This is a genomic window from Janthinobacterium sp. SUN206 (assembly GCF_030587305.1).
Classification (GTDB): domain Bacteria; phylum Pseudomonadota; class Gammaproteobacteria; order Burkholderiales; family Burkholderiaceae_D; genus Janthinobacterium; species Janthinobacterium kumbetense.
In genome coordinates this window covers 419,266-441,289 of the sequence record NZ_JAPWIB010000003.1, presented here as the reverse complement: position 1 = coordinate 441,289, position 22,024 = coordinate 419,266, and the positions used below count along the sequence as shown (strand labels likewise).

The following is a 22,024-nucleotide window of genomic DNA, read 5'->3' as shown; positions in this document are numbered from 1 at the left end:
CGCATTGTAGCGAATCGGCGGCGCATGCCGCCAGTGTGGCGTCCACCGAATATCTCAACCATAACAAAGACATGACAGAAGCAACGACAACGCCATTCGACAGCACTCCCCGCGTCGCCCTCGTCACGGGCGCGGCGCGCCGCATCGGCCGCGCCATCGCGCTGGGCCTGGCGCGCGACGGCTGGGATATCGCCGTGCATTACCGCGATTCGCGCGACGAGGCGCTCAGCCTGGTCGCGGAAATCACCGCGCTGGGCCGCCGCGCGCAAGCGTTCCCCTGCGACCTGGCGCAGGAAGAGGCCGTGCGCCAGCTGTTGCCGCAGGCACAGGCGGCGCTGGGCCCCGTGACGTGCATCGTCAACAACGCATCGTTGTTTGCATACGACAATGCGGGCGATTTTTCCGTCGCCGCGCTCGACGCCCACATGCACGCCAACCTGGCCGCCCCCATCCTGCTGGCGCAAGCCCTGTACCAGGCCACCCCGGCAGGCGGGCAAGCCGTGGTCATCAACTTGCTGGACCAAAAACTGTACAATCTCAATCCTGATTTTTTGTCGTACACCCTGTCCAAGGCGGCGCTGCTGTCGGCGACCACCATGCTGGCCCAGGCGCTGGCGCCGAAAGTGCGCGTGGTGGGCATTGCCCCCGGCATCACCATGGTCTCCGGCGAGCAGACGGAAGCGAACTTTGCCAAGGCGCATGAAAACACGCCGCTGGGACGCTCCAGCACGCCCGAGGATGTGGCCGACAGCGTCTGCTACGTGGCCGGCGCGCGCGCGCTGACGGGCACGACCCTGCTGGTCGATGGCGGCCAGCATTTGATCGGCTTGCCGCGCGACGTCATGTTTTTGACCAAATAATCAGCAGCCCTACCAAACAACCAGCACTCCAGCATTCCCTAAAAGGTAAAACTATGTCGTCCGCCCTGTCCCACCCTCGCTTGGCCGATTGCCGCCGCCTGTTCCTGCGCAATTACGAAGTCCTCATCAACATCGGCGTCTACGACTTCGAGAAAAAGGGCGAGCAGCGCGTCCTCATCAACGTCGACCTGTACATTCCCCTGGCCCTGTCGACGCCCAAGGATGACCAGCTGGAAGAAGTGGTCGACTATGACTTCATGCGCGAAACCATCGCCAAACGCATGGCGCAAGGCCACGTGCAGCTGCAGGAAAGCCTGGTCGACGACGTGCTGGCCGCCATGCTGGCCCACCCGCGCGTGCGCGCCGCGCGCGTATCGAGCATGAAACCGGACGTGTATCCCGACTGCGAAGGCGTGGGCGTGGAAGTATTCAAGATCAAGGATGAAGCATGAACAACATGAATGACACCGCCGTACTGGAAACGATGACGGCCGCCGTGGAAGTGCCGGCCAATGTGGAAGCGCAGAAACTGGCACGCAAGAAGGCGGAAAAGATCGCCCTGGAAAACAACAAGCTGCACAAGCGCTTGTGCCGCCTGGTGGGACAAGCCATCGGCGACTTCAACATGATCGAAGACGGCGACAAGGTGATGGTCTGCCTGTCCGGCGGCAAGGATAGCTATGCGCTGCTGGACATCTTGATGACCTTGCGCGAACGCGCGCCGATTCACTTCGATATCGTCGCCGTCAACCTGGACCAGAAGCAGCCGAACTTCCCGCCGGAAATCCTGCCCGCCTACCTGACGGAACTGGGCATCGCCTTCCACATCGAAAACCAGGATACCTACAGCATCGTCAAGCGCCTGATTCCGGAAGGCAAGACGACCTGCTCGCTGTGCTCGCGCCTGCGCCGCGGCATCCTGTACCGCGTGGCCGACGAGCTGGGCGCCAACAAGATCGCCCTGGGTCATCACCGCGATGATATTTTGGAAACATTCTTCCTGAATATGTTCTTCGGCGGCAAACTGAAAGGCATGCCGGCCAAGCTGCAGTCGGACGACGGCAAGCACATCGTCATCCGCCCGATGGCTTACGTGAAGGAAGAAGACACGCAGCGCTATGCGGAAGTCAAGGGCTTCCCCATCATTCCATGCGACCTGTGCGGTTCGCAGGAAAACCTGCAGCGCAAGCAGATCAAGGGCTTGATGCGCGAATGGGACAAGAAATTCCCCGGCCGCGTGGAAAGCATCTTCTCGGCCCTGTCGAACGTGGCGCCGTCCCACCTGATGGACCCGAAACTGTTCGGCTTCAAGGATTTGAAGGCGGACGGCGTGGCCAACCCCATGGGCGACATCGCCTTCGATGAAGAGCCATGCTCGACGCCGACCACGTTCGGCACCATCGCGCTGCAACCGCTGTAAAAACCTCCTGTTGTTCCGCCGCCACCGTCCAGGTGGCGCGCGGTATCTTCCCTCCGCCTCTTTCCCCCCGCGTCCATTTGAGGTACCGTAGTCAGCTCTGCCGGTACGCGGTGCGTCACGCGCGCATCCCTGCACGGCGGTCAGCACGCATTCTTCCGACAACCTCACTGGAATGAACCATGACGCCATCCGCGCTCAAGCGCCCCCTGCTGTTCTCCCTGCTGGCCCTCGGCCTCTCCACCGCCTTCGCTGCGCCCGTCCCCACGCCAGGCGACCGACAAGCCGACCGCTGGGACCTGACGGCGCTGTATCAAGACGACGCCGCGTTCGACGCCGACGCGAAAAAGCTGTCGGTGCAGCTGCAGCAACTGGGCGCCTGCAAGGGGCAGTTGAAAGCGTCGCCGGCCCGCCTGAAAAGCTGCCTGGACCTGTACGCCGAGGCGCGCAAGCGCGTCAACACGCTCACCACCTATGCGGCGCAGTATTACGACCAGGATACGGGCGACAGCAAGGGCAACCAGCTGAACCAGCGCGCCGCCCTGCTGGGCAACGACTTCTCCCAGGCGACAACCTTCCTGCAGCCGGAAATCCTCGCCCTGGGCGGCAAGCGCATCGACGCCATGCTGGCGAAGGACAAGGGTTTGCAACTATACCGTTTTCAATTGAGCAACATGCTGCGCAGCGCGCCGCACACGCTCGACGCGGCTGGCGAACAGCTGGTGGCGCAGTTCGGCCTCGCAACAAGCTCGGCCGCCAGTGTCTACCGCACCCTGGCCAATGCGGAAATCCCATGGCCGACCGTGAAACTGTCGGACGGCAAGGAAGTACGTCTCGACCAGGCGGCGTACACGAAATACCGGGGTGACGACCAGCGCGCCGACCGCAAGCTGGTGTTCGACGCCTTCTTCGGCAAGTGGAAGGAATATGAACGCACGTTCGGCGAAACCCTGTACGGCCAGCTGAAGACGGACGCCGCGTATGCGAAAGTGCGCCGCTATGCCGATTCGCAAAGCGCGGCGCTCGACGCCGACCATCTGCCGCCCGCCGTCTACCAGACCCTGATCGCGCAAACCAACGCCAATCTGCCCACCTTGCACCGCTACTTCAAGCTGCGCGCGCGCATGCTGGGCGTCAAGGACCTCGCGTATTACGACATCTATGCGCCGCTGCTGAAAAGCGAGCGCAGCTTCCCGCTGGCCGACGGCAAGCAGATGATGCTCGATTCCGTCGCGCCGCTGGGCCCCGACTACGTCAAGGCCCTCACCGCCGCCGTGAACGCGCGCTGGATGGACGTGTACCCGCGCCCGCGCAAGGTGGCGGGCGCCTACATGAATGGCGACGCGTACGACGTGCACCCGTTCGTGCTGCTCAACTACACGGACAATTACGAAGCCGTCAGCACCCTGACGCACGAATGGGGCCACGCCATGCACTCGGTGCTGGCCAACAAGGCGCAGCCATCGATCTATGCGCCGTACAGCATCTTTGTCGCGGAAATCGCCTCGACGACGAACGAGGCGCTGCTGCTCGACGCGCGCCTGAAGCAGGCCAAGGACGATGACGAGCGCCTGCTGTACCTGGGCGCGGCGCTGGAAAACCTGCGCGGCACCTACTTCCGCCAGGCCATGTTCGCCGAATTCGAAGCGGCCATCCACGGCAAGGTGGATAAAGGAGAAGCGCTGACGGGCGAAGAGATCACGGCCATCTATGCCGGCATCCTCAAGCGCTACCATGGCGAGGCGCAAGGCGTCATGACCATCGATCCCGCCTACGCGCTGGAATGGGCCTATGTGCCGCATTTTTATCACGGCTTCTATGTGTTCCAGTACGCCACCTCGATCGCCGCAGCGCAGGATTTCGCGCAGCGCATCCTCGACAAGGAGCCGGGCGCGCTGGCCGCCTACCTGAAGATGCTCAGCTCCGGCGGTTCCGCGTATCCGTATGAGCTGGTGAAGGCGGCCGGCGTCGACCTGGCCTCGCCGAAACCGTACCAGGCGCTGGCGGCGCGCATGAACGGCATCATGGACCAGATCGAGGCGATTGAAAGCCGCCGGGGGAAATAAGCGCCCGCGCGGACCGGAATCAGGCCGGCTGGTCTGATTCCGGCTTGTCCGCCCCCGCTGCCGCAAACGCCGCCGCATCGCTCTCGAACATGTCTTCCAGTTCCTCGCGCGCCTGGCGCGTGAGGGACATGACTTTTTGCTGGTCCTGGAAGTGCGGCGCCACTTCCAGCAGGGTTTTCAGGTTATGCCGGCCGAAGATGCCGGCCGCGCGCTGCGCCCGCTCCGGGCTGAAGCCCACCTGCTGCAAGGTCTGCTCGCCCAGCAGCAGCGCCGCGGCGAACGTTTCGCGTTCGATCAGCGTCACGCCCCGCTTCATCAATTCATAGTAATGCGTGACGTTGCGCGCGCGCGCCAGAATCGTCAGTTCCGGCAGGCGCAGGCGCACGGCGTCGACCAGCGCCAGGCTGTCGTCCACATTGTCGATGGCGATCACCAGCGCCCTGGCCTTCTCGATGCCGGCCGCCACCAGCAGGTCCACGCGCGTGGCGTCGCCATAAAACACCTTGAAGCCGAACTTGCGCAGCAGGTCGATCTGGTCCGGGTCGTGATCGAGCACCGTCACGCCGATCTTGTTGGCTGCCAGCAGGCGGCCGATGATCTGGCCGAAGCGGCCGAAACCGGCGATGACGATGGGATTGTCCTGCGCCTCGATATGGTCGTCGGGGCGGCGCTTCTTCTCGCCTTGCAGGCGCGGCGCGACGAATTTGTCGTGCAACAGCAGCAGCAAGGGCGTGGCCACCATCGACAGGGTCACCACCACGACCAACAGCGCGGCCGTCTCCGGCGCAAACACGTGCGCGGCCTCGGCGGCGGCAAACACGACGAAGGCAAATTCGCCGCCTTGCGACAGCAGCAGCGCAAAGAACAGCTGCTGGCCGCGGGGAATGTCGACAAACTTCGACAGCAGGTACAGCAAGGCGATCTTCACCGCCAGCAGGCCCGCCACCAGGGCCAGGATCAGCAGCGGCTGCGCGCGCAGCACGCCGAAATCGACGGACATGCCCACGGCAATGAAGAACAGGCCCAGGAGCAGTCCCTTGAACGGTTCCAGGTCGGAAATGAGTTCATGGCGGTATTCGGAGTCGGCCAGCAGCACGCCCGCCATGAAGGTGCCCAGCGCCATCGACAGGCCCACCGATTCCATCAGCACGCAGATGGCGATCACCAGCAGCAGGGCGAAGGCCGTGAAGATTTCGCGCAAGTCCGTCCTGGCGATGAAGCGCAGGATGGGGTTCACCAGAAAACGCCCGCCGATCACCAGCGCCGCCAGCACGGCGGCCAGCTTGGCCACGCGCAGCCAGCCCGGTTCGCCGCTGTGCGTGACCAGCCCGCCCAAGAGCGGCACCAGCGCGATCATGGGAATGGCGGCGATATCTTGGAACAGCAAAATGGAAAAGCCGGCGGAACCGGCCGGGGTGCTCATCAGCTTGCGTTCGCCCAGCGTGGCCAGCACGATGGCCGTCGACGACAGCGACAGGCCCAGCGCGCCGACCAGCGCCGTGCGCCAGTCCACGCCAAAGGCCATGGCCACGGCGCACAAGCCCGCGCTGACGACGCCCACCTGCGCCCCGCCCCAGCCAAAGATGGGACGGCGCAACAGCCACAAGCGCTTCGGCTCCAGCTCCAGGCCAATTAAAAACAGCAGCAGCACCACGCCGAATTCGGAAAAGCTGAGGATCACCTCGACATTCTTGATCAGGCCCAGGCCCCAGGGACCGATGACGACGCCGGCTACCAGGTAACCCAGCACGGCGCCCATGCCCAGGCGCTTGGCCAGCGGCACCATGATGATGGCGGCGACCAGGTAAAACAGTATGTTGATGAGAAAGCTGTGGTGTTCCATGCGGATTCCGGAAAAACGTGACTGGAATCGCAATCATGCCTGAAGTGGCGCGCCAGCGGGGTATCAGGGTTGCGGCGCATCGATACGCGCGCGCAGTTCGTCGACATTCACGCGCTGGAGGTAGCTTTCGATATTCTTCCACACGGCGTGGTAGCCGTAGCCGCCATTTTTCAGCTCGTCGATCGCCTTTTCGCGCGGCCAGCCCTGGTACAGCATACGGTACATGGCGGCCATCATGCCCGTGCGGTCGGCGCCGTGCAGGCAATGCAGCAGCACGTGACCCTGCTGTCCGGCGGCGCGGATGGCGCGCATGGTGTCGATCACATGGCGGTCGCGGATGGCCCAGGTATTGATGGGGATGCGGACGGCGCGGATGCCGCTGCCTTCCAGCACCTGCGTATCGGAGTGGAAGGAGCGCAGGCTGATCACCGTCTTCACGCCCAGCGCCTGCAACTGGGCCACGTCGGCGCTATCCAGCCTAGCGCTGCGGTACAGGACGGGCGTGACCTGGTGCAGGTTCGACACCTGCGGCAGCGGCGTGGCCCAGTCCGGATGGCGTGGCGGCGATGGTTGCGCCCCGGCCGGCGCGGCGGCCAGCCCCAGGGCGAGGGTCAACAGTACGACATGCAGCATCATGGTTTCCTGGTTATTGAAGAACGGCGCCGGCGCGCAGCACCTGCGCCAGCACGTCCAGGGCGGCGCGCGGGCGGCCCAGGGCCAGCGCCTTTGCGCGCATCGATTGCAACTGCTCGGGATGCTCGAGCAACAGGCGCACCCGGTATTCCAGGGTGACGGCATCGAATGCCTTCAGGGCCACGCCCTGCTCCAGCAGATAGTCGGCATTGCGCTCTTCCTGGCCGGGAATCGGCGAGTTGACGATCATGGGCAAGCCCAGCGCCAGGCATTCCGAGGTGGTCAGCCCGCCCGGCTTGGTGATCACCAGGTCGGCGCACGCCATCAGGCGCTCGACTTCGCTGGTAAAGCCTTGCGCCAGCAAGCGGCCCGGATACTGGCCGGCCAATGCCTGCAGCGCCGCCAGCGCGGCGGTGTTTTTCCCCGCCAGCACGATCAGCTGGAAGTCACCCGGCAGCGCCAGCAGGCGCGCGGCGACCGTTTCAAGGCTGCCCAGTCCCGCCCCGCCGCCCATCAGCAGGATCGTCGTGCGCCGCGGGTCGAGGCCAAACGCCTGCGCGCACGACACGCGGTCGGGCGCCTGCGCGAATGCGGGCATGATGGGGATGCCCGTCACGTGGATGCGCCCGGCGGGGATGCCTTCGTGGCGCATGCGAAACGCCACTTCGTCGGTGGCGGCGAAATAGCCCTGCATCTGCTCGTGCACCCACATGCGGTGCAAGTCGAAATCCGTGACCTGCACCCACACGGGGCAAGCCAGCTGCTGCTGGCGCAATGCGCGCGACAGCAATTCGGCCGGCAGGAAATGCGTGCAAATGATGGCGTCGGGCTGAAAAGCGGCGATCCGCGCCATCAGCGCGCGCGTGTTGAGGCGCTCGACGGCGCGGCGCAGGCGCTGCATCGAGCCGTCGCGCGGCGCATCGTGGGTGGCGTGATACAAATAGCCCCACAGCGCGGGGGCCTTGTTGACCAGCTTGATATACAAATCCGTGTACAGCTTGCGAAATGCAGGCGTGACGAAGTCCATCACGTCGAGATGCAGGGCCAGCGCCGCTGGGCCGCCGTCATCGCGCGCCGCATACGCCTCGATGGCTTGCGCCGCGCGCATGTGGCCGGCGCCGGCCGAGACGCTCAGGAGAAGAATTTTTTGTGTCATGAAAAACCGATGCGTGAACAGGTTGCGCGCGGACGCGAAAGATGCATTAGCAGGATAACATCACTGCAAGCTGGCCGGTTTGATCTGGCCACGCGCGCGCTAGCCAATGACGGGGACGGGCAAGGCCGACACTTTCCAGCTGCCTTTGAGCTTGCGTTCGATCAAGGCCGGCAAGGCGCTGGCGTCAGGCGCGCCTTTTTTCGTGAACTTCACCGGTACCAGCAGATAGATGGTGACCTTGTCATCGTCGGCAATGTCCTCCTCCGGCTCCGGATTCCAGCGCTTGTCGATGGCCAGCAGCGCGTCGACGCCATCCGGCCAGGCCAGGTCCGTCAGGTGCGGATCGTCGCGCCGCAGCAGCTCGCCCGCCGCCAGGCTGGCCTGGTCGAGCGTGCGCCGTCCCAGGCGTGCCAGCAGCGCCACCGGAAAGCGCCAGGGGCTGTGCTCCGCAAAGCCGTGCACGGTCAGCGGCCAGCGGCCAGGCAGGCAGATGGCCAGTTCGGTCATCGGGGATTGCTGGAACAGGCCGACCGTAAACAACAGCTTGAAATCGCTCTTGCCGCCGATGCAGCTGATCCCCAGCGAAAAGCGCGCATCGCCGCTGTCCGGGCTGAACACGGCCGGCAATACCCAGCCGGCGCTGTTGTGCATGAAGGTGCGGATCGATTCCTGCGGCGAGGCGGCCGCTTGCTGCGGCACATCGAGTATGCTGACGCCGCCGGCGGCAGCGAGCAATTGGGCGATAGCGGGAAAGCCCCAGCCGCTGGCGATATCGACCGGCGCCTGGTTCCAGCGCGTATGCAGGCGGTTCGGATTGGCACCCGACTGCAACAGCAATGCCACCACGTCCTGGTGGCCGCCAACGCAGGCGCTGGCCAGCGGCGAGAGTATCTTGTCCGGCAAGCCATCGACGGCAGCGCCATGCCCGAGCAGCCAGCGGCAGGTATCCAGATGGCCATGGCCCGCCGCCACGTCCAGCGGCGTATGGTTGCGGTAGCCGGGCAAGGGCAGGTCGATGTCCAGGCCCAGCGACACGAGCAGGACGCAGACGTCGCGGCTACCGCCGGCCGCGGCCAGATGCAGCAGCGATTCGCCGTCATCCATGTTGTAGTGGCGAAAGGTCAACAGCAGCGGCGTGGCCTCGAGCAGGCTGCGCACCTGTTCCACCTGATTTTCGCCGACGGCGTCGCAGAGGCGAAAAAACGTCTCGCGGTGCTGGTTGTAGAGTGTCTTGTTGACCATGCATGTTCTCTGCTCGTGGTGGCGGCGCCATCATCGAGCGGAGAATAGCATTTTCTTCCGATTAATCCGTGCGATTTGACAACTTCGGTGTGCGCGTCGGCGGCAATGCCAGGCCGGCCGGCGCCACATCCGTGCGCAGCACCGGATACAGGTTCAGGCGCTCATCCCAGGACGCGTGGCGGCGGGCGAAGAATTCCAGGCGCGCCGCCGGGCTCTTGGCAAATGCGGGATCGCTGGCCAGCTTCTGCTGGAACTGCGCTGCCAGCGCCGGGTCGGCCGCCAGCTGCGCGCGCGCCACGTCTTCGGCCACGTATTCTTCCATGTACTCCTTACGCTCGAAGGCCGTATTGAAACTGCCCCAGGCCAGCAGGGAATCGGGCGCGCGCGGTTCGAGCAGGGCCACGACCAAGCGCGCCTTGGCCTGGTTGACGGGCACGTACAGCGCGCCCGCACCGACCACGCGCGCCTCTTTCTGCCACTCGCCCTGCACGACCGCCGTCTGGCGTCCCTCGAACGACTGCGCGCCGAATTTCACCTGCGTGGCGCGGAAGGTCTCGACCGGCAGCTTGCCCGGCGCGCCAGCCAGTACCTGGTACGACACGCCATGCTGGCGCAGCTTGGCCGCCACCATCTGCGCCTGCGCGGCGGGCACCAGGTAGCCGGCCTGCGGCGCGGCCTGCTGCAGGTCGGGCACGATCTCGTCGCGCAATGGCACGTTCCAGATCTGCGGCGTGGTTTCATCGTAGCGCGTCATCAGCGCGCCCGACACTTCGGACGGCGTGCGCGTGTAGGCGTAACCGCGAAACGCGATCATGCGGCTCTTCTCCGTCGTCTTGTAGGTGAGCGGCAGGGTGGCACCGGCCAGCTGCGCGGCGCGCGCGTCCGCCTCGAGCGCCGTTTGCCGCCACTGCACGCCATGCTGCGCCACTTGCGACAGCAGCGAAACGATGGTGTTGCGGGTGATGCGCACGCGGGTCGGATAATCCTTCCACGAATGGGTTTCCACCAGCATGCCGAAGCGGTTGCGCAGCTGGAAATAGCCATGCGAGAAGCGGGGATTCGGCGCCGAATCGACAAAACCCGATTGCGGATTGTCGTTCTCGGCAAACGAAATATAAAACGGTTTCGGGTCCGAACCCTGGCTGGCCAGGTCGGCCAGCACGCCGTCGCGCAGCGCCGTTCCCGCCACGCGCAGGGCCGCATCGCCCGCATGCACGGGTTCGACCTGGATCGAGATATCGGGTTCGAACTGGGCGCCGTCGGTGACGTGCAGGTCAACATACGCCAGCGGATCCCAGGCATTGACCAGCGCCAGCATGTGCTGCATCTCGGGCGTATCGGCCTTCATGTATTCGCGGTTCAGATTGTAGTTTTGCGCCGTGCTGCGCCAGCCCATTTCCACGGGACCGCGCTGGTTCGGACGGTTCCACTGGCCGAAGCGCTCATGGCCATCGACATTGAAGACGGGGACGAACAGCAGCACCTGCTTGTCCAGCGCGCCGGGCACCGCCTTGCCCTCCAGGACTTCGCGCAAGGCCAGGAAGCCCGCATCCTTGCCATCGATTTCGCCCGCATGGATGCCGCCCTGCACCAGCAGCACGGGTAGCTTGCGGCGCGCCGCTTCGGCCGGCGTCAGCGCGCCCGTATTCGTCACGGCCAGCGCCAGCATGGGGCGGTTTTCCGGCGTGCGGCCGAACTCCACGCAGCGCACCTGCTTCGGATAGCGCGCCTGGAACTGGCGGCACAAAGCTTCCACTTCCGCGTAGCGGCCCGTATTCAAAAAGCCCGAGCGCTCGGCCACCGTCGTCAGGACGGGAGCGGCGTGTGCGCTGGCGGCAAACACGGTCAACAGGGCGGTGGACAGCAGGGCGTGGCGTAGCATGGGTCAAACTCCATCGAGAGAGGACAAGCGGGCAATTATAGAGTGGCGGTCGGATAAAAACGCGCCGGAAAATAAAAAAGCCGGAACAGCGTCAGCTGCTCCGGCCTTGCTTCGGCAAGCGTGAATTACGAGCCAAAATGGTAGTTGAACTCGACCCACCCCTGGCGGCCTTGCGGGCTGTAGTTGCCGATCAGGTAGTACGGCCAGCCGTTGCTGCTATCGCGCTTGATCTTGTCGAACACGTTGTTGACGATCAGCGAAACGGTGGCGCGGTCGTTGATGCGGTAGACGGTGCTGATGTTGGCCAGCGCCGTCGGCGTCAGGTAAGCCTTGCCGGCGGCATTCGGCACCTTGCCGTAACGGCTGACCAGCAAGGTATTCGACCAGTCGCCCGCGGCCCAGTTGACGCTCAGGTTCAACTTGTCGGGCCAATCCCTGTTGGTCATCGATTTGGTTTCGTCGGTCTCTGCATCGCCGGCAAATTGCTGCGATTTCTTGCTCAGCACCTTGGCGTAGTTGGCCTTGAAGGCGAAGCGGCCATAGTCCGTCGTGCGCAGCAGATACTTCAGGCTGACGTCGATGCCGCTGCTGCTTTGCTTGGCCGCGTTGATCGGATTGACGGTGATCGTCTTGATCTCGCCCGCCTTGTTCAAGGCATTGGCCGCGTAACGCTCGATACGGCCCAGGGTATCGATACAGGTCGGCGAGCCGATATCGGCTTTGCCGAGGCGGCAATCGGATTCGTCGCGCAGCAGCTTGTCGGCGTCCAGATTCGTCACCAGGTCGTCGATCTTGATGTTCCAGTAATCGACCGAAACGTCGAAATTGGAACTCGGCGACCAGACGGCGCCCACGCCGAAGGACTTGCCCTTTTCCGACTGCAGGTCGCGGCTGCCGTTCTGCACGTAATCGGCACCCGGCGATTTATTGGCATACTCGCAGCCGTCGATGGCCTTACCCGCAGCATCGCAACGGTAATAGTCGGTGGTGCTCGCATAATAGCCTTTGCCGCGTGCCTGGTAGATGTAATTCATGTCCGGCGCGCGGAAGCTGGTGGCATAGTTGGCGCGGAACAGCAGCTCCGGCGCCGGGCGCAATTCCAGCCCGCCGTTGTAGGTGAACTTGCCTTCCTTGCGGCCGGCAAAGCTGTAGCGGTCATAGCGGCCGGCGACGGTAGCGGTCAGCTTTTCATGCAGCGGCACATTCAACTCCGCACCCAGCGCATAGCGCGAACGGGTGCCGGCCGTGACGCCCGAACCGGTGGCGACATTGAAATAGCCCTGGTCGATGCGCGCGTCGGGTTCGTTGCTGAAGCCCTGCTTGCTTGCTTCGGCAATCGTGGCGATTTTCACCGTACCGGCAGGCAGCTGGAACAGGTCGCCATTCGTGGCCAGGCTCAGGGTATTCGTCCAGGCCTTGTCCTTGCTGTCGCTGTAGCCGCTGATACTGTCGAATTCGGCCGGCGTCAGGCGCTGCGACAGGCGCGCGGGATCGGGGGCGTAGATGGCCACGCCATTCGCGTCCGTGCCCAGCTTCGGTCCCAGGAAGAAGCTGTCGATGTTCGAGCGCAACTGCGGCCGGTGGGCTTCGCTCGTGTAGACCGAGGCGTTGTAGTTCGCCTCATATTGCCAGGCGCTGCCCGGAATGCGACCCTTGGCGCCCAGCGAGATGGCCGTGGCCAGGTCGTCCCAGCTGCGGTTGTAGCGCTGCACGCCGCCGATTTCCTCGGGCGAGATAAAGCGCGTCCACTCTTCGTAGGCGCCGCTGTTCTGGTTCAGAAAGGAATTGCCGTTCAGCGAAACCGAGGTCCACGACGGGCCGCGCGTATTGTTGACGGTCTTGTTCTTGCCGATCAGGACATCGGCAAACAGGGTGGTGTCGGCATCGAGCTCGTAATTGGCGCTGCCGAACACGTTCTGGCTCTGGTTCTTCGTCTGCGTGGTCCAGAAGGTCGGGCGGGCTTTCGGGCTGGCGCAATAGCTGCCGTTTGCCGCCGTATACTTGCTGACGCTGCCGCCGAACATGTCGCCGAACTGACCGCAGGTGTCGCCCAGGTCGACATAGTTGCCGGCCTTGCCTTTCACCAGGGTACGGCGCGCGGCGATCGTCGTCGGCACGCCGGAGCGGCTGGTCATGAAGTCGCGGTCCATGCTCCACAGCGGGTCGCGCTGGCTCAGTTCCACGCTGAACAGGGTATGCAGCTTGTCGAAATTGCCGCCGCCCGTCAGCTGCACGCGCTGGTTGCCGGCGCCGCCGCGCGAGGTGCCGCCCAGCTTGACGTTGATATCGAAGCCGTCCGTCTGTTTTTTCAGGATCACGTTGACCACGCCGGCGATCGCGTCCGAGCCATAGATGGCCGAGGCGCCGCCGTTGAGGATTTCGATGCGGTCGACAATGCTCGACGGGATGTTCGCCAGGTTGGTGAAGTTGACGGCGCCGTCATAGGCGATGGGGAAGTCTGCCAGGCGGCGACCGTTCAGCAGGATCAAGGTATGGTTTGGACCCAGGCCGCGCAGGCTGATGGTATTGGCCGACGGCGTGAAGGTATTGCCGTAATCCTCGCCCTGCGTAAAGCCGCTGTTCTGCACCTGGCTGGTCAGCGCGTCGAAGACGTTCTTGTAGCCCTGCTTGGTGATTTCGTCGCCGGTCAGGATGGTGACGGAAGACGGGCCTTCCAGGCTGGCGCGGGGAATGCGCGAACCGGTGACCACGACGGCTGGCGGGGTGGCCGCCGCCTGCTGATCCGCTGCGGGCGCTTGCGTTTGCGCGTGCGCCTGCCATGCGGTGCCGCCCAGGATGGCCAGTACGCCAAGGCTGAGCGGGGTTAACTTGAACTGTTTCGACATCGTTGCGCTTCTCAAGGTGGGAGAAAAGCGGCAAGATAGCAAAATGTCAGTCATTCCAGAACGAATGGATTCATCTTTCTATATATCAAAATTGTTATATAGAAATATTCATGAGCAGGAAAACGCCAGGCGTCCTCGCTAGCTCATGGCAGGAACATGCGTGTTAACGGCGCCTGATGGCAATTTCCTTGTAGGAGGGCCGCAACAGGCGCGTGGCCGCGTCGGCCGGACTCTCCATCGAACTCAACAGCCTGGTGGCCCCCATGGCCGGCGTGCAGCTGCCGCTGCTGCGGTAGCGCAGCGCCGCCGCCAGCATGCCTTCCGCCGCGTCGCCCAGCGCATGCTGGTAATCGTCCGCCACGTCGCAGGTCGGCGCCATGCCATCGGCAAAGTCGCCAAAGCCCTTGGCGTTGACGCCCTGGAATTGCACGGCGAAATACGTGGTGCCGCAATTCGGCGCGGGATAGAAACCGTAGGGCTTGCCACATGTCGTGCCGCCGATCAGGTTGACTTGCACGTCCACGCCGCGCAAGCCGTTGATGATCGCTTCGCTGGCCGAGCAGGTGTTGCCCGTTGTCAATAAGGTCACCCGCTTGAGCCCCAGCGAGGGCAGCGGCGTGCCCTTGGGCAAGGGATTCTGCGCGGGAAAGCCCTGGCTTTGCGCATGGAATGGCACGGGCGCTTCCGGCCGCGTCTTGTCATTGAAGAGCACCTGCTCGAAGGTCTTGCCGGTGGTGACTTGCGGACCGGCGATCATGTAGGCGAGTTCGCTGGCGACATCGAGGTAACCGCCGCCGTTGTAGCGCACATCGAGCACCAGGTCGCTGATGCCGGCCGCCTGGAAGCGGGCCATGGTCTCGACCAGCTGACGTTCGGCCACGTTGTTGTGCGTGTTGAAGGTCAGGTAGCCCACCTTGCCCGTGGGCGTGTCGATGATGCGCTCGTTCTGCACGGCGCTGGTGCTCACGTCCACCGCCGTCAGGCTCACCGACAGGGGCGCGCCGTTACGGCTCAATCCCAGCGTGTGCGCGCCTTGCGCCTTGGGGAACAGGCCGGCGTTGAGGATAGCCACGCTGGCCGCGTCGGGGGCATTGACGAAATCGACGCCATCGACGGTTTGCAGCACGTCACCGCGCCGCAAGCCCGCCAGTGCCGCCGGCGAGCCCGGCTCGACGATCGAGATCACCGCCTTGCGCGGCGGCGTGCTACGCGTCAGCGCCAGCAGCATGCCGTAGCCCAGTTCCACGCCGTTGAGCGAAGCTTCCCATTCTGTCGTCGGCAAGGTGAAATGAAACTGGTCCTTCGGCTTGCCGGATGCCGTCATGGCCGTCGTTTTCAGCACATCGAAGTACGCGACGGGCGTGGCGAAGCTTTGCGCCTGGTAGGTGGTCGGCACTTCGCGGTACCACAGATACGTTTCATCGATCCAGCTGCGCACCCACGTCAGTTCATCGAGCAAGGTGCCCGGCTTGTCGATGCTGCTGCCGCGCGGCGCGGCGCAGCGGTTCTCGACCGTGGACGAAGCGACCAGCGCCGCCGGACCCGCCGGCGTCACGGGCGGCACGACGGGCGCGCTGTCGCTGCCGCCGCCACCTCCGCCGCAGGCACTCAACAACAATACGAGAGGAACCGCCAGGGCGGAAAAGCGCAGGGAAGACATGACGAACTTTCCGAAAAGAAATTATCGAAAAATTATAAGACGTTTTACAAACAGGCGTTGTTTTCTTTGATACAAAAAAAATGGCGCCCGCAGGCGCCATTGCTACAGCGTGAAGTTCACCCCATCACGCCACGGTGGCCGCCACGGGTGCCGCCATGACGGGCGGCAGCGGCGTCGGCGCATTGAAGGCGATCAGCAAACTGGCTTCCTTCTCTTTCGCCGCCTTCAAATGACGCTCCTTCACGTGGCCATAGCCGCGGATGTCTTCCGGAATGCTGGCAATCGCCACGGCTTGCGCCAGCTTGGCCGTCGTCAGTTTCGGCAGCAAACCGCCTACCGTCGCGCGGTACTCAAGAATCAGCGCGCGCTCCATCTTGCGCTCGGCCGTATGGCCGAACACGTCGAAAGCCGTGCCGCGCAAGCCCTTGAACTTGGCCAGCACGCCGAAGGCCTTCAGCATCCACGGGCCATATTCCTTCTTGATCAAATGGCCATGGGCATCCGTTTTCGCCATGATCGGCGGCGCCAGGTGGAACTTGAGCTTGATGTCGCCTTCGAACATGGCGGCGATCTTCGCCTGGAAGGCGCCGTCCGTGTACAGGCGTGCCACTTCGTACTCGTCCTTGTAGGCCATCAGCTTGTAGAAGTAGCGGGCCACGGCTTCCGTCAGGCGCAGGTGCGGGCCGTTCAGCGCGCTTTCGGCGGCGCGCACCTGGCCGACGAAGTCCAGGTACTGCTGCGCATACGCGCGGTCCTGGTAAGCCGTCAGCAGGGCCACGCGCTTTTCGATCAGGTCGTCGAGCGTTTCGATGCGCTTGAATTCCACCACCTTGGCTGGCGTCGTCATGCGCACCAGGCTGGCCGTATCGTGGGCACCCGCGCGCCCCCAGTTGAAGGCGGCCTTGTTGAACGCCACCGAGACATTGTTCAAGTCGATGGCCTTCATGATGGCAGCTTCCGACAGCGGCACCTTGCCCTTTTGCCAGGCATAGCCCAGCATGAACATGTTCGTCGCGATGGAGTCGCCCATCAGCGCCGTGGCGATCTGGCCCGCGTCGATGAAGTCCACGTGGTCGCTGCCGCACGCCTTTTCGATTTCCATGCGCGCCGAGGCGCCGGGGAATTGCCAGTCCGGGTTTTTCACGAACGCGGCCGTCGACGAGCTGGTCGAGTTGATCATGGCCCAGCTGCGGCCCTCTCCCATGCGCGACAGGGCGTCGCGGCTGGCCGTGACGATCAAGTCGCAGCCGATGACCAGGTCAGCCGCACCGGTACCCACGCGCGTCGAGTGGATATCTTCCTGGCGGTCCGCCAGGCGCACGTGCGACATCACGGGGCCGCCCTTTTGCGCCAGGCCGCTCATGTCCAGCACGGAACAGCCCTTGCCTTCCACGTGGGCCGCCATGGCCAGGATCTGGCCGACGGTGACGACGCCCGTGCCGCCGATGCCGGTGACCAGGATGCCGAACGGCTCGGCCGTCGAGGGAATGCTTGGCGTCGGCAAGGCCGGCGCCGCTGGCGCGTCCTTGTCGGCGGCAGCCGCCTTCTTCGGCTTTTTCAAGCCGCCGCCTTCCACCGTCACGAAACTGGGGCAGAAACCCGTCGTGCACGAGAAATCCTTGTTGCAGGACGACTGGTTGATCTGGCGCTTGCGCCCCAGTTCCGTTTCCAGCGGTTCCACCGACAGACAGTTCGATTGCACGGAACAGTCGCCGCAGCCTTCGCAGACGGCTTCGTTGATGACGGCGCGCTTGGCCGGATCCGGGTATTCATTGCGTTTCCGGCGGCGGCGTTTTTCCGAGGCGCAGGTCTGGTCGTAGATCATGGCCGATACGCCGGGCATGTCGCGCAATTCGCGCTGCACGTCCATCAGTTCCGAACGGTGGCGCACGGTGACGCCTTCGGCCCAGGCGTAATCGTCCGGGTATTTTTCCGGTTCGTCCGTGACGACGATGATGGGACCGACGCCTTCGGCGGCGATCTGGCGCGAAATGATCGCCGGCGACAGCGGGCCGTCGAATTCCTGGCCGCCCGTCATGGCCACCGCATCGTTGAACAGAATTTTATAAGTGATGTTCACCTTGGCCGAGACGGCCGCGCGGATGGCCAGGATGCCCGAGTGGAAATACGTGCCGTCGCCAAGGTTGGTAAATACGTGCTTTTCATTCGTGAACGGCGCCTGCCCCACCCACGTGACGCCTTCGGCGCCCATGTGGGTGAACGTCGACGTTTCGCGGTCCATCCACAGCACCATGTAGTGGCAGCCGATGCCGGCCAGCGCGCGCGAGCCTTCCGGCACCTTGGTCGAACTGTTGTGCGGGCAGCCGGAGCAGAAGAACGGCGTGCGGTCCTTTTGCGGATCGGGTTTCACGCTGATGGCCTTGAGGACGTTTTCCTTCGCTTCCAGGTAGGCGATGCGCTCCTTGACGCGCTGCTCCACCGGGTGGCCGGCGTAATAGCGCGAAATGCGGCTGGCAATGGCGCGGGCGATCATGGCCGGGTTCAGCTCATACGTGGCCGGCAGCAGCCAGTCGCCGTGCCCCGTCCCCTTCTGGTTGCTCCATTCGCCCGTGTCGTCGAACTTGCCGACCACGCGCGGACGCTCGCCGTCCTTCAGGTTGTAGAGTTCTTCCTTCAGCGCATATTCGAGGATTTGCCGCTTTTCTTCCACCACGAGGATTTCGTCGAGACCCTTGGCAAATTCATGTACGCCGTCCGCTTCCAGCGGCCAGGTCATGCCGATCTTGTACAGGCGGATGCCGATGTCGGACGCCGTCTGCTCGTCGATGCCGAGGTCGGCCAGCGCCTGGCGCGTGTCCAGGTAGGATTTGCCGGCCGTGATGATGCCGATGCGCGCCTTCGGGCTGTCCCAGATAATCTTATTGAGCTTGTTGGCACGCGCATACGCCAGCGCCGCATACCATTTGTAGCTGTTCATGCGTACTTCTTGTTCCAGCACCGTGTCGGGCCAGCGGATGTTCAAGCCACCGGCCGGCATCTCGAAGTCGGTCGGCAGGGTGATCTGCACGCGGTCCGGGTCGAAATCGACGGCGGCGCCCGACTCGATGATGTCGGTCACGCATTTCATCGACACCCACAGGCCCGTGTAGCGGCTCATGGCCCAGGCGTGCAAGCCATAGTCGATGTATTCCTGCACCGACGACGGGTACAGCACGGGGATGCCGCAAGCGTTCAGGATATGGTCGGACTGGTGCGCCGTGGACGAGGATTTCGCCGCATGGTCGTCGCCGGCCAGCACCAGCACGCCGCCATGCTTGGCGGAACCGGCGTTATTCGCGTGCTTGAACACGTCGCCGCAGCGGTCGACGCCAGGGCCCTTGCCGTACCACATGCCGAACACGCCGTCGTATTTCGCGTCTTCGAACAGATTCGTTTGCTGCGTGCCCCAGACGGCCGTGGCGGCCAGGTCTTCATTCAGGCCCGGGTGGAATTTGACGTGGTGTTCATCGAGGTATTTCTTGGCCTTGATCGCCGTCATGTCGACGGACGTCACAGGCGAACCGCGGTAACCGGTGATGTAGCCAGCCGTATTCAAGCCAGCCTTCAAATCGCGCTCGCGCTGCAGCATGGGCAGGCGGATCAGCGCTTGCGTGCCCGTCATGAAGGCGCGGCCGCGCTCCAGCGTGTATTTGTCGTTCAGGGAAATTTCGGACGCGTGCGCGCCCGGCTCAAGACTCGAGCCCTTGATTGGTGCATTCATTACTTGTCTCCATTATTCTCTGTGCTACGCGTGCAAAGTCGGTTGAACTCACACGTACCGGCTGTGCCTTGTGGACAATGCCGGTGCGGAAAAATGACTTGTTTGTCGTAGACTACCACAGGAATGCGCGCAGTTCTTTGCTGCGCTGCACTCCCGGGCGGGTACCATTTTCACTACTATTTGTTACAGAGCAACATTACGCCGCGTTCGTATCTTTCAGCACGCCGCGCTTGATCTGGTCCAGCTCGATCGATTCGAACAGGGCGCGGAAATTGCCTTCGCCGAAGCCCTGGTCGCCCTTGCGCTGGATGATCTCAAAGAAGATCGGGCCGATCACCGTCTGCGTGAAGATTTGCAGCAACAGCTCGCGTTCATTTTCCGTGCTGTGGCCATCGATCAGGATGCGCAGGCGGCGCAGTTCTTCCAGCTGCTCGCCATGGTTCGGCAGGCGGCGGTTGACCAGCTCATAGTAAGTTTCAATCGTATCCTGGAAATCGATACCCGTATCGCGCATGCCTTGCACGGATGCGTAGATATTGTCCGTACCCAGGGCGATATGCTGGATGCCTTCGCCATGGTACTGGTCCAGGTATTCAGCGATCTGCGACTTGTCGTCCGACGATTCATTGATCGGAATGCGGATCTTGCCGCACGGCGAAGTCATGGCCTTCGACTTGAGGCCCGTCAACTTGCCTTCGATGTCGAAATAGCGCACTTCGCGGAAATTGAACAGGCTTTCATAGAACGTCGCCCATTCCTTCATGCGGCCACGGTGCACATTGTGCGTCAGGTGGTCGATATACGTCAGGCCATGGCCGACGGGGTTGGCGACGGCGCCGGGAATGGCGACGAAGTCGACGTCATAGATGCTGATGTCGCCGATGCCGCCTGGTGCGGCCGCGTCCGGCTTGTCGGCGCCCTTGCCGCGCCAGCGGTCGACGAAGTACAGCAGGGAATCGCCCACGCCCTTGATGGCGGGGATATTCAGCTCCATCGGACCTGTTTTATTGTCGAAGCCCCAGGCGCCCAGTTCCAGCGCGCGGCGGTACACGAAGGCCGCGTCGTCGACGCGGATGGCGATGGCGCACACGGACGGGCCGTGATGGCGGGCAAAACGCTGCGCGAACGAATCTTGTTCGGCATTGATGATGAAATTGATGTCACCCTGACGGTACAGGGTCACATCCTTGTGGCGGTGGCGCGCGATGGCCGTGAAGCCCATGTTCTCGAACAGCTTGCCCAATGCTTTTGGGTCTGGTGCTGCATACTCGACGAACTCGAAACCATCGGTACCCATCGGGTTATCCCAAGGCTGAAATTGCATGATGTCTCCTCCAAGAAGTAGCGCACAGTATAGGCGCGGTCTGTGGGCATTAAATGCCAAAGATCTCCCGAACAATCATGATTTGCGCAATAATATTGCGTGAAAGTCGAACCACCGGAGGAAGCATGAGCAAAATTACGCTGGATAAAACGGATCGCAAGATCCTCGCCGTCCTGCAGGCCGATGGCCGCCTGTCGAACCAGGACGTGGCCGAACAGGTCAGCCTGTCGCCGTCGCCATGCTTGCGCCGCGTCAAACGGCTGGAAGAAGCGGGCGTGATCCGCCAGTACGTGGCCCTGCTAGACCCGGAAAAGATCGGCCTGGGCTTGCTCGCCTACGTCAACGTGCGGCTGGAAAAGCACAGCGACGCCACGGCGCACAGCACAGCGCGCGTGCTGGCGCCGAATCTGGTGACGAATACCTCGCCGCGCGCCGACTTCGCCGTGGCCGTGGCGCAATGGCCGGAAGTGGTGGCCTGCTATGCGATGACGGGCGAAATGGATTATCTGTTGCGCGTGCACGTGGAAGACATGGAACACTTTTCGCGCTTCATGATGGCGACCCTGCTGCGCCACCCGGCCGTGCTGGACGTGAAATCGAGCTTTGCCTTGCAGCGCATCAAGGATACGACGGCCCTGCCCTTACTGTGACGGCGGTGACGGCGGCCCGGGCTTCTTCTTGCGCCCCGGCAAGCGATCCCACAATTTGAACGCGGCACGCGCGTTGGCCTTGAACGTGTAGTCGAACATGGCGAACTGTTCCTGCACGGCTTCCTGCAGCATGCTGGTCGGGTTCGGCGGCAACAGTTTCAGATATGCATCGGCTTCGCCATAGTCGCGCTGGATTTCCATGCCCGCCTTCTTGGCGATATGCAACATCGTCTTGTTCGACGACAAACAATGCATATACAGGGTATCGACATCGTTGTTACGGCAGTGAATCGCCGCCCGTTCGAACAGTTTCGACCCGACCCCCATGCCGCGCATGGATTTCGACACGGATACGCCAAACTCCGCCACCTGCTCCTTGTCCGTCACCACGCTTTTCGCCGGCGACTGGTCCTTCGGCGCGAACGCCAGGTGCCCCACGCCCACCAGCTTGAACAGGCTGTTGTAGACGCCGTAGATCATGTCGCGCGAAAAATCCATCTTTTGCACGTACTGGGCCACGAGTTCATCGGGCAAGGCGCTGCCGAAGCGCAGCAGGCGGTCGCTTTTCTCGAGCGACAGAAAATGCTTCATCATGCGGCGCCGGTCGCGCTCATGCAATTGCTTGACGAGCACGGTCGGACGCCCGCCACCGCTACGGCTGAGCCAGCGGCGAAACGGGTTTTGAAACAGCTTGGGTAAGGTCACGTCGACTCCTGGGGGCGGT

Annotated in this window: 15 protein-coding genes; 5 read left to right on the top strand and 10 right to left on the bottom strand. The window is 63.3% G+C overall.

Annotated features, from left to right (window positions below):
- The first annotated feature begins 71 nt into the window (after window positions 1-71).
- The 4 genes from O3300_RS18960 to pepF all read left to right on the top strand — a co-directional run bounded on the left by O3300_RS18960 (window position 72) and on the right by pepF (window position 4,343).
- Window positions 72-860: an SDR family oxidoreductase gene (locus tag O3300_RS18960; protein ID WP_305053810.1), complete on the top strand. Its 789-nt coding sequence runs from the start codon at window positions 72-74 to the stop codon at window positions 858-860.
- Between the two features lie 53 nt (window positions 861-913).
- A complete protein-coding gene (locus O3300_RS18955) occupies window positions 914-1,312 on the top strand; it encodes a dihydroneopterin aldolase (RefSeq protein ID WP_046682033.1) in 399 nt (132 codons plus the stop codon).
- 32 nt (window positions 1,313-1,344) lie between these two features.
- Window positions 1,345-2,280: a tRNA 2-thiocytidine(32) synthetase TtcA gene (ttcA, locus tag O3300_RS18950; RefSeq protein ID WP_257219065.1), complete on the top strand. Its 936-nt coding sequence runs from the start codon at window positions 1,345-1,347 to the stop codon at window positions 2,278-2,280.
- 179 nt (window positions 2,281-2,459) lie between these two features.
- Window positions 2,460-4,343, top strand: coding sequence for an oligoendopeptidase F (gene pepF / locus O3300_RS18945; RefSeq protein WP_305053809.1), 1,884 nt, complete (start codon window positions 2,460-2,462; stop codon window positions 4,341-4,343).
- A 19-nt stretch (window positions 4,344-4,362) separates the two neighbouring features.
- On the opposite strand, the gene kefC is transcribed toward pepF, so the two are convergent.
- The 9 genes from kefC to hppD all read right to left on the bottom strand — a co-directional run bounded on the left by kefC (window position 4,363) and on the right by hppD (window position 20,650).
- On the bottom strand, window positions 4,363-6,186 hold the full coding sequence (gene kefC / locus O3300_RS18940) for a glutathione-regulated potassium-efflux system protein KefC (RefSeq protein WP_305053808.1): 1,824 nt from the start codon (window positions 6,184-6,186) through the stop codon (window positions 4,363-4,365).
- A 63-nt stretch (window positions 6,187-6,249) separates the two neighbouring features.
- On the bottom strand, window positions 6,250-6,822 hold the full coding sequence (locus O3300_RS18935) for a tyrosine-protein phosphatase (protein WP_305053807.1): 573 nt from the start codon (window positions 6,820-6,822) through the stop codon (window positions 6,250-6,252).
- A 10-nt stretch (window positions 6,823-6,832) separates the two neighbouring features.
- Complete coding sequence (locus tag O3300_RS18930) at window positions 6,833-7,975, bottom strand: glycosyltransferase (RefSeq protein ID WP_305053806.1); 1,143 nt, start codon at window positions 7,973-7,975, stop codon at window positions 6,833-6,835.
- A gap of 99 nt (window positions 7,976-8,074) precedes the next feature.
- Entirely contained in the window at window positions 8,075-9,217 is a 1,143-nt protein-coding gene (locus O3300_RS18925; protein WP_305053805.1) for an ankyrin repeat domain-containing protein, read from the bottom strand.
- Between the two features lie 61 nt (window positions 9,218-9,278).
- On the bottom strand, window positions 9,279-11,099 hold the full coding sequence (locus O3300_RS18920) for a M14 family metallopeptidase (RefSeq protein ID WP_305053804.1): 1,821 nt from the start codon (window positions 11,097-11,099) through the stop codon (window positions 9,279-9,281).
- Window positions 11,100-11,224: 125 nt separating this feature from the next.
- Window positions 11,225-13,945 (bottom strand): TonB-dependent siderophore receptor, encoded by a 2,721-nt coding sequence (locus O3300_RS18915; protein ID WP_305053803.1) that lies wholly within the window; start codon window positions 13,943-13,945, stop codon window positions 11,225-11,227.
- A gap of 163 nt (window positions 13,946-14,108) precedes the next feature.
- On the bottom strand, window positions 14,109-15,605 hold the full coding sequence (locus tag O3300_RS18910; RefSeq protein WP_305053802.1) for a S41 family peptidase: 1,497 nt from the start codon (window positions 15,603-15,605) through the stop codon (window positions 14,109-14,111).
- Window positions 15,606-15,729: 124 nt separating this feature from the next.
- Window positions 15,730-19,326: an indolepyruvate ferredoxin oxidoreductase family protein gene (locus O3300_RS18905; RefSeq protein WP_099665779.1), complete on the bottom strand. Its 3,597-nt coding sequence runs from the start codon at window positions 19,324-19,326 to the stop codon at window positions 15,730-15,732.
- A 196-nt stretch (window positions 19,327-19,522) separates the two neighbouring features.
- Window positions 19,523-20,650: a 4-hydroxyphenylpyruvate dioxygenase gene (hppD, locus tag O3300_RS18900; protein ID WP_099665780.1), complete on the bottom strand. Its 1,128-nt coding sequence runs from the start codon at window positions 20,648-20,650 to the stop codon at window positions 19,523-19,525.
- Between the two features lie 125 nt (window positions 20,651-20,775).
- Between hppD and O3300_RS18895 the strand changes: the two genes are divergently transcribed.
- Entirely contained in the window at window positions 20,776-21,300 is a 525-nt protein-coding gene (locus O3300_RS18895; RefSeq protein ID WP_034753092.1) for an Lrp/AsnC family transcriptional regulator, read from the top strand.
- Here O3300_RS18895 and O3300_RS18890 read toward each other — a convergent pair.
- Window positions 21,292-22,005 (bottom strand): GNAT family N-acetyltransferase, encoded by a 714-nt coding sequence (locus O3300_RS18890; RefSeq protein ID WP_305053801.1) that lies wholly within the window; start codon window positions 22,003-22,005, stop codon window positions 21,292-21,294. The genes O3300_RS18895 and O3300_RS18890 overlap by 9 nt on opposite strands.
- Between the last annotated feature and the right edge of the window lie 19 nt (window positions 22,006-22,024).

Coding starts and splice junctions, on each gene's coding strand:
- O3300_RS18960 (WP_305053810.1), top strand. CDS start 72: ATGACAGAAGCAACGACAACGCCATTCGACAGCACTCCCCGCGTCGCC.
- O3300_RS18955 (WP_046682033.1), top strand. CDS start 914: ATGTCGTCCGCCCTGTCCCACCCTCGCTTGGCCGATTGCCGCCGCCTG.
- ttcA (WP_257219065.1), top strand. CDS start 1,345: ATGACGGCCGCCGTGGAAGTGCCGGCCAATGTGGAAGCGCAGAAACTG.
- pepF (WP_305053809.1), top strand. CDS start 2,460: ATGACGCCATCCGCGCTCAAGCGCCCCCTGCTGTTCTCCCTGCTGGCC.
- kefC (WP_305053808.1), bottom strand. CDS start 6,186: ATGGAACACCACAGCTTTCTCATCAACATACTGTTTTACCTGGTCGCC.
- O3300_RS18935 (WP_305053807.1), bottom strand. CDS start 6,822: ATGATGCTGCATGTCGTACTGTTGACCCTCGCCCTGGGGCTGGCCGCC.
- O3300_RS18930 (WP_305053806.1), bottom strand. CDS start 7,975: ATGACACAAAAAATTCTTCTCCTGAGCGTCTCGGCCGGCGCCGGCCAC.
- O3300_RS18925 (WP_305053805.1), bottom strand. CDS start 9,217: ATGGTCAACAAGACACTCTACAACCAGCACCGCGAGACGTTTTTTCGC.
- O3300_RS18920 (WP_305053804.1), bottom strand. CDS start 11,099: ATGCTACGCCACGCCCTGCTGTCCACCGCCCTGTTGACCGTGTTTGCC.
- O3300_RS18915 (WP_305053803.1), bottom strand. CDS start 13,945: ATGTCGAAACAGTTCAAGTTAACCCCGCTCAGCCTTGGCGTACTGGCC.
- O3300_RS18910 (WP_305053802.1), bottom strand. CDS start 15,605: ATGTCTTCCCTGCGCTTTTCCGCCCTGGCGGTTCCTCTCGTATTGTTG.
- O3300_RS18905 (WP_099665779.1), bottom strand. CDS start 19,326: ATGAATGCACCAATCAAGGGCTCGAGTCTTGAGCCGGGCGCGCACGCG.
- hppD (WP_099665780.1), bottom strand. CDS start 20,650: ATGCAATTTCAGCCTTGGGATAACCCGATGGGTACCGATGGTTTCGAG.
- O3300_RS18895 (WP_034753092.1), top strand. CDS start 20,776: ATGAGCAAAATTACGCTGGATAAAACGGATCGCAAGATCCTCGCCGTC.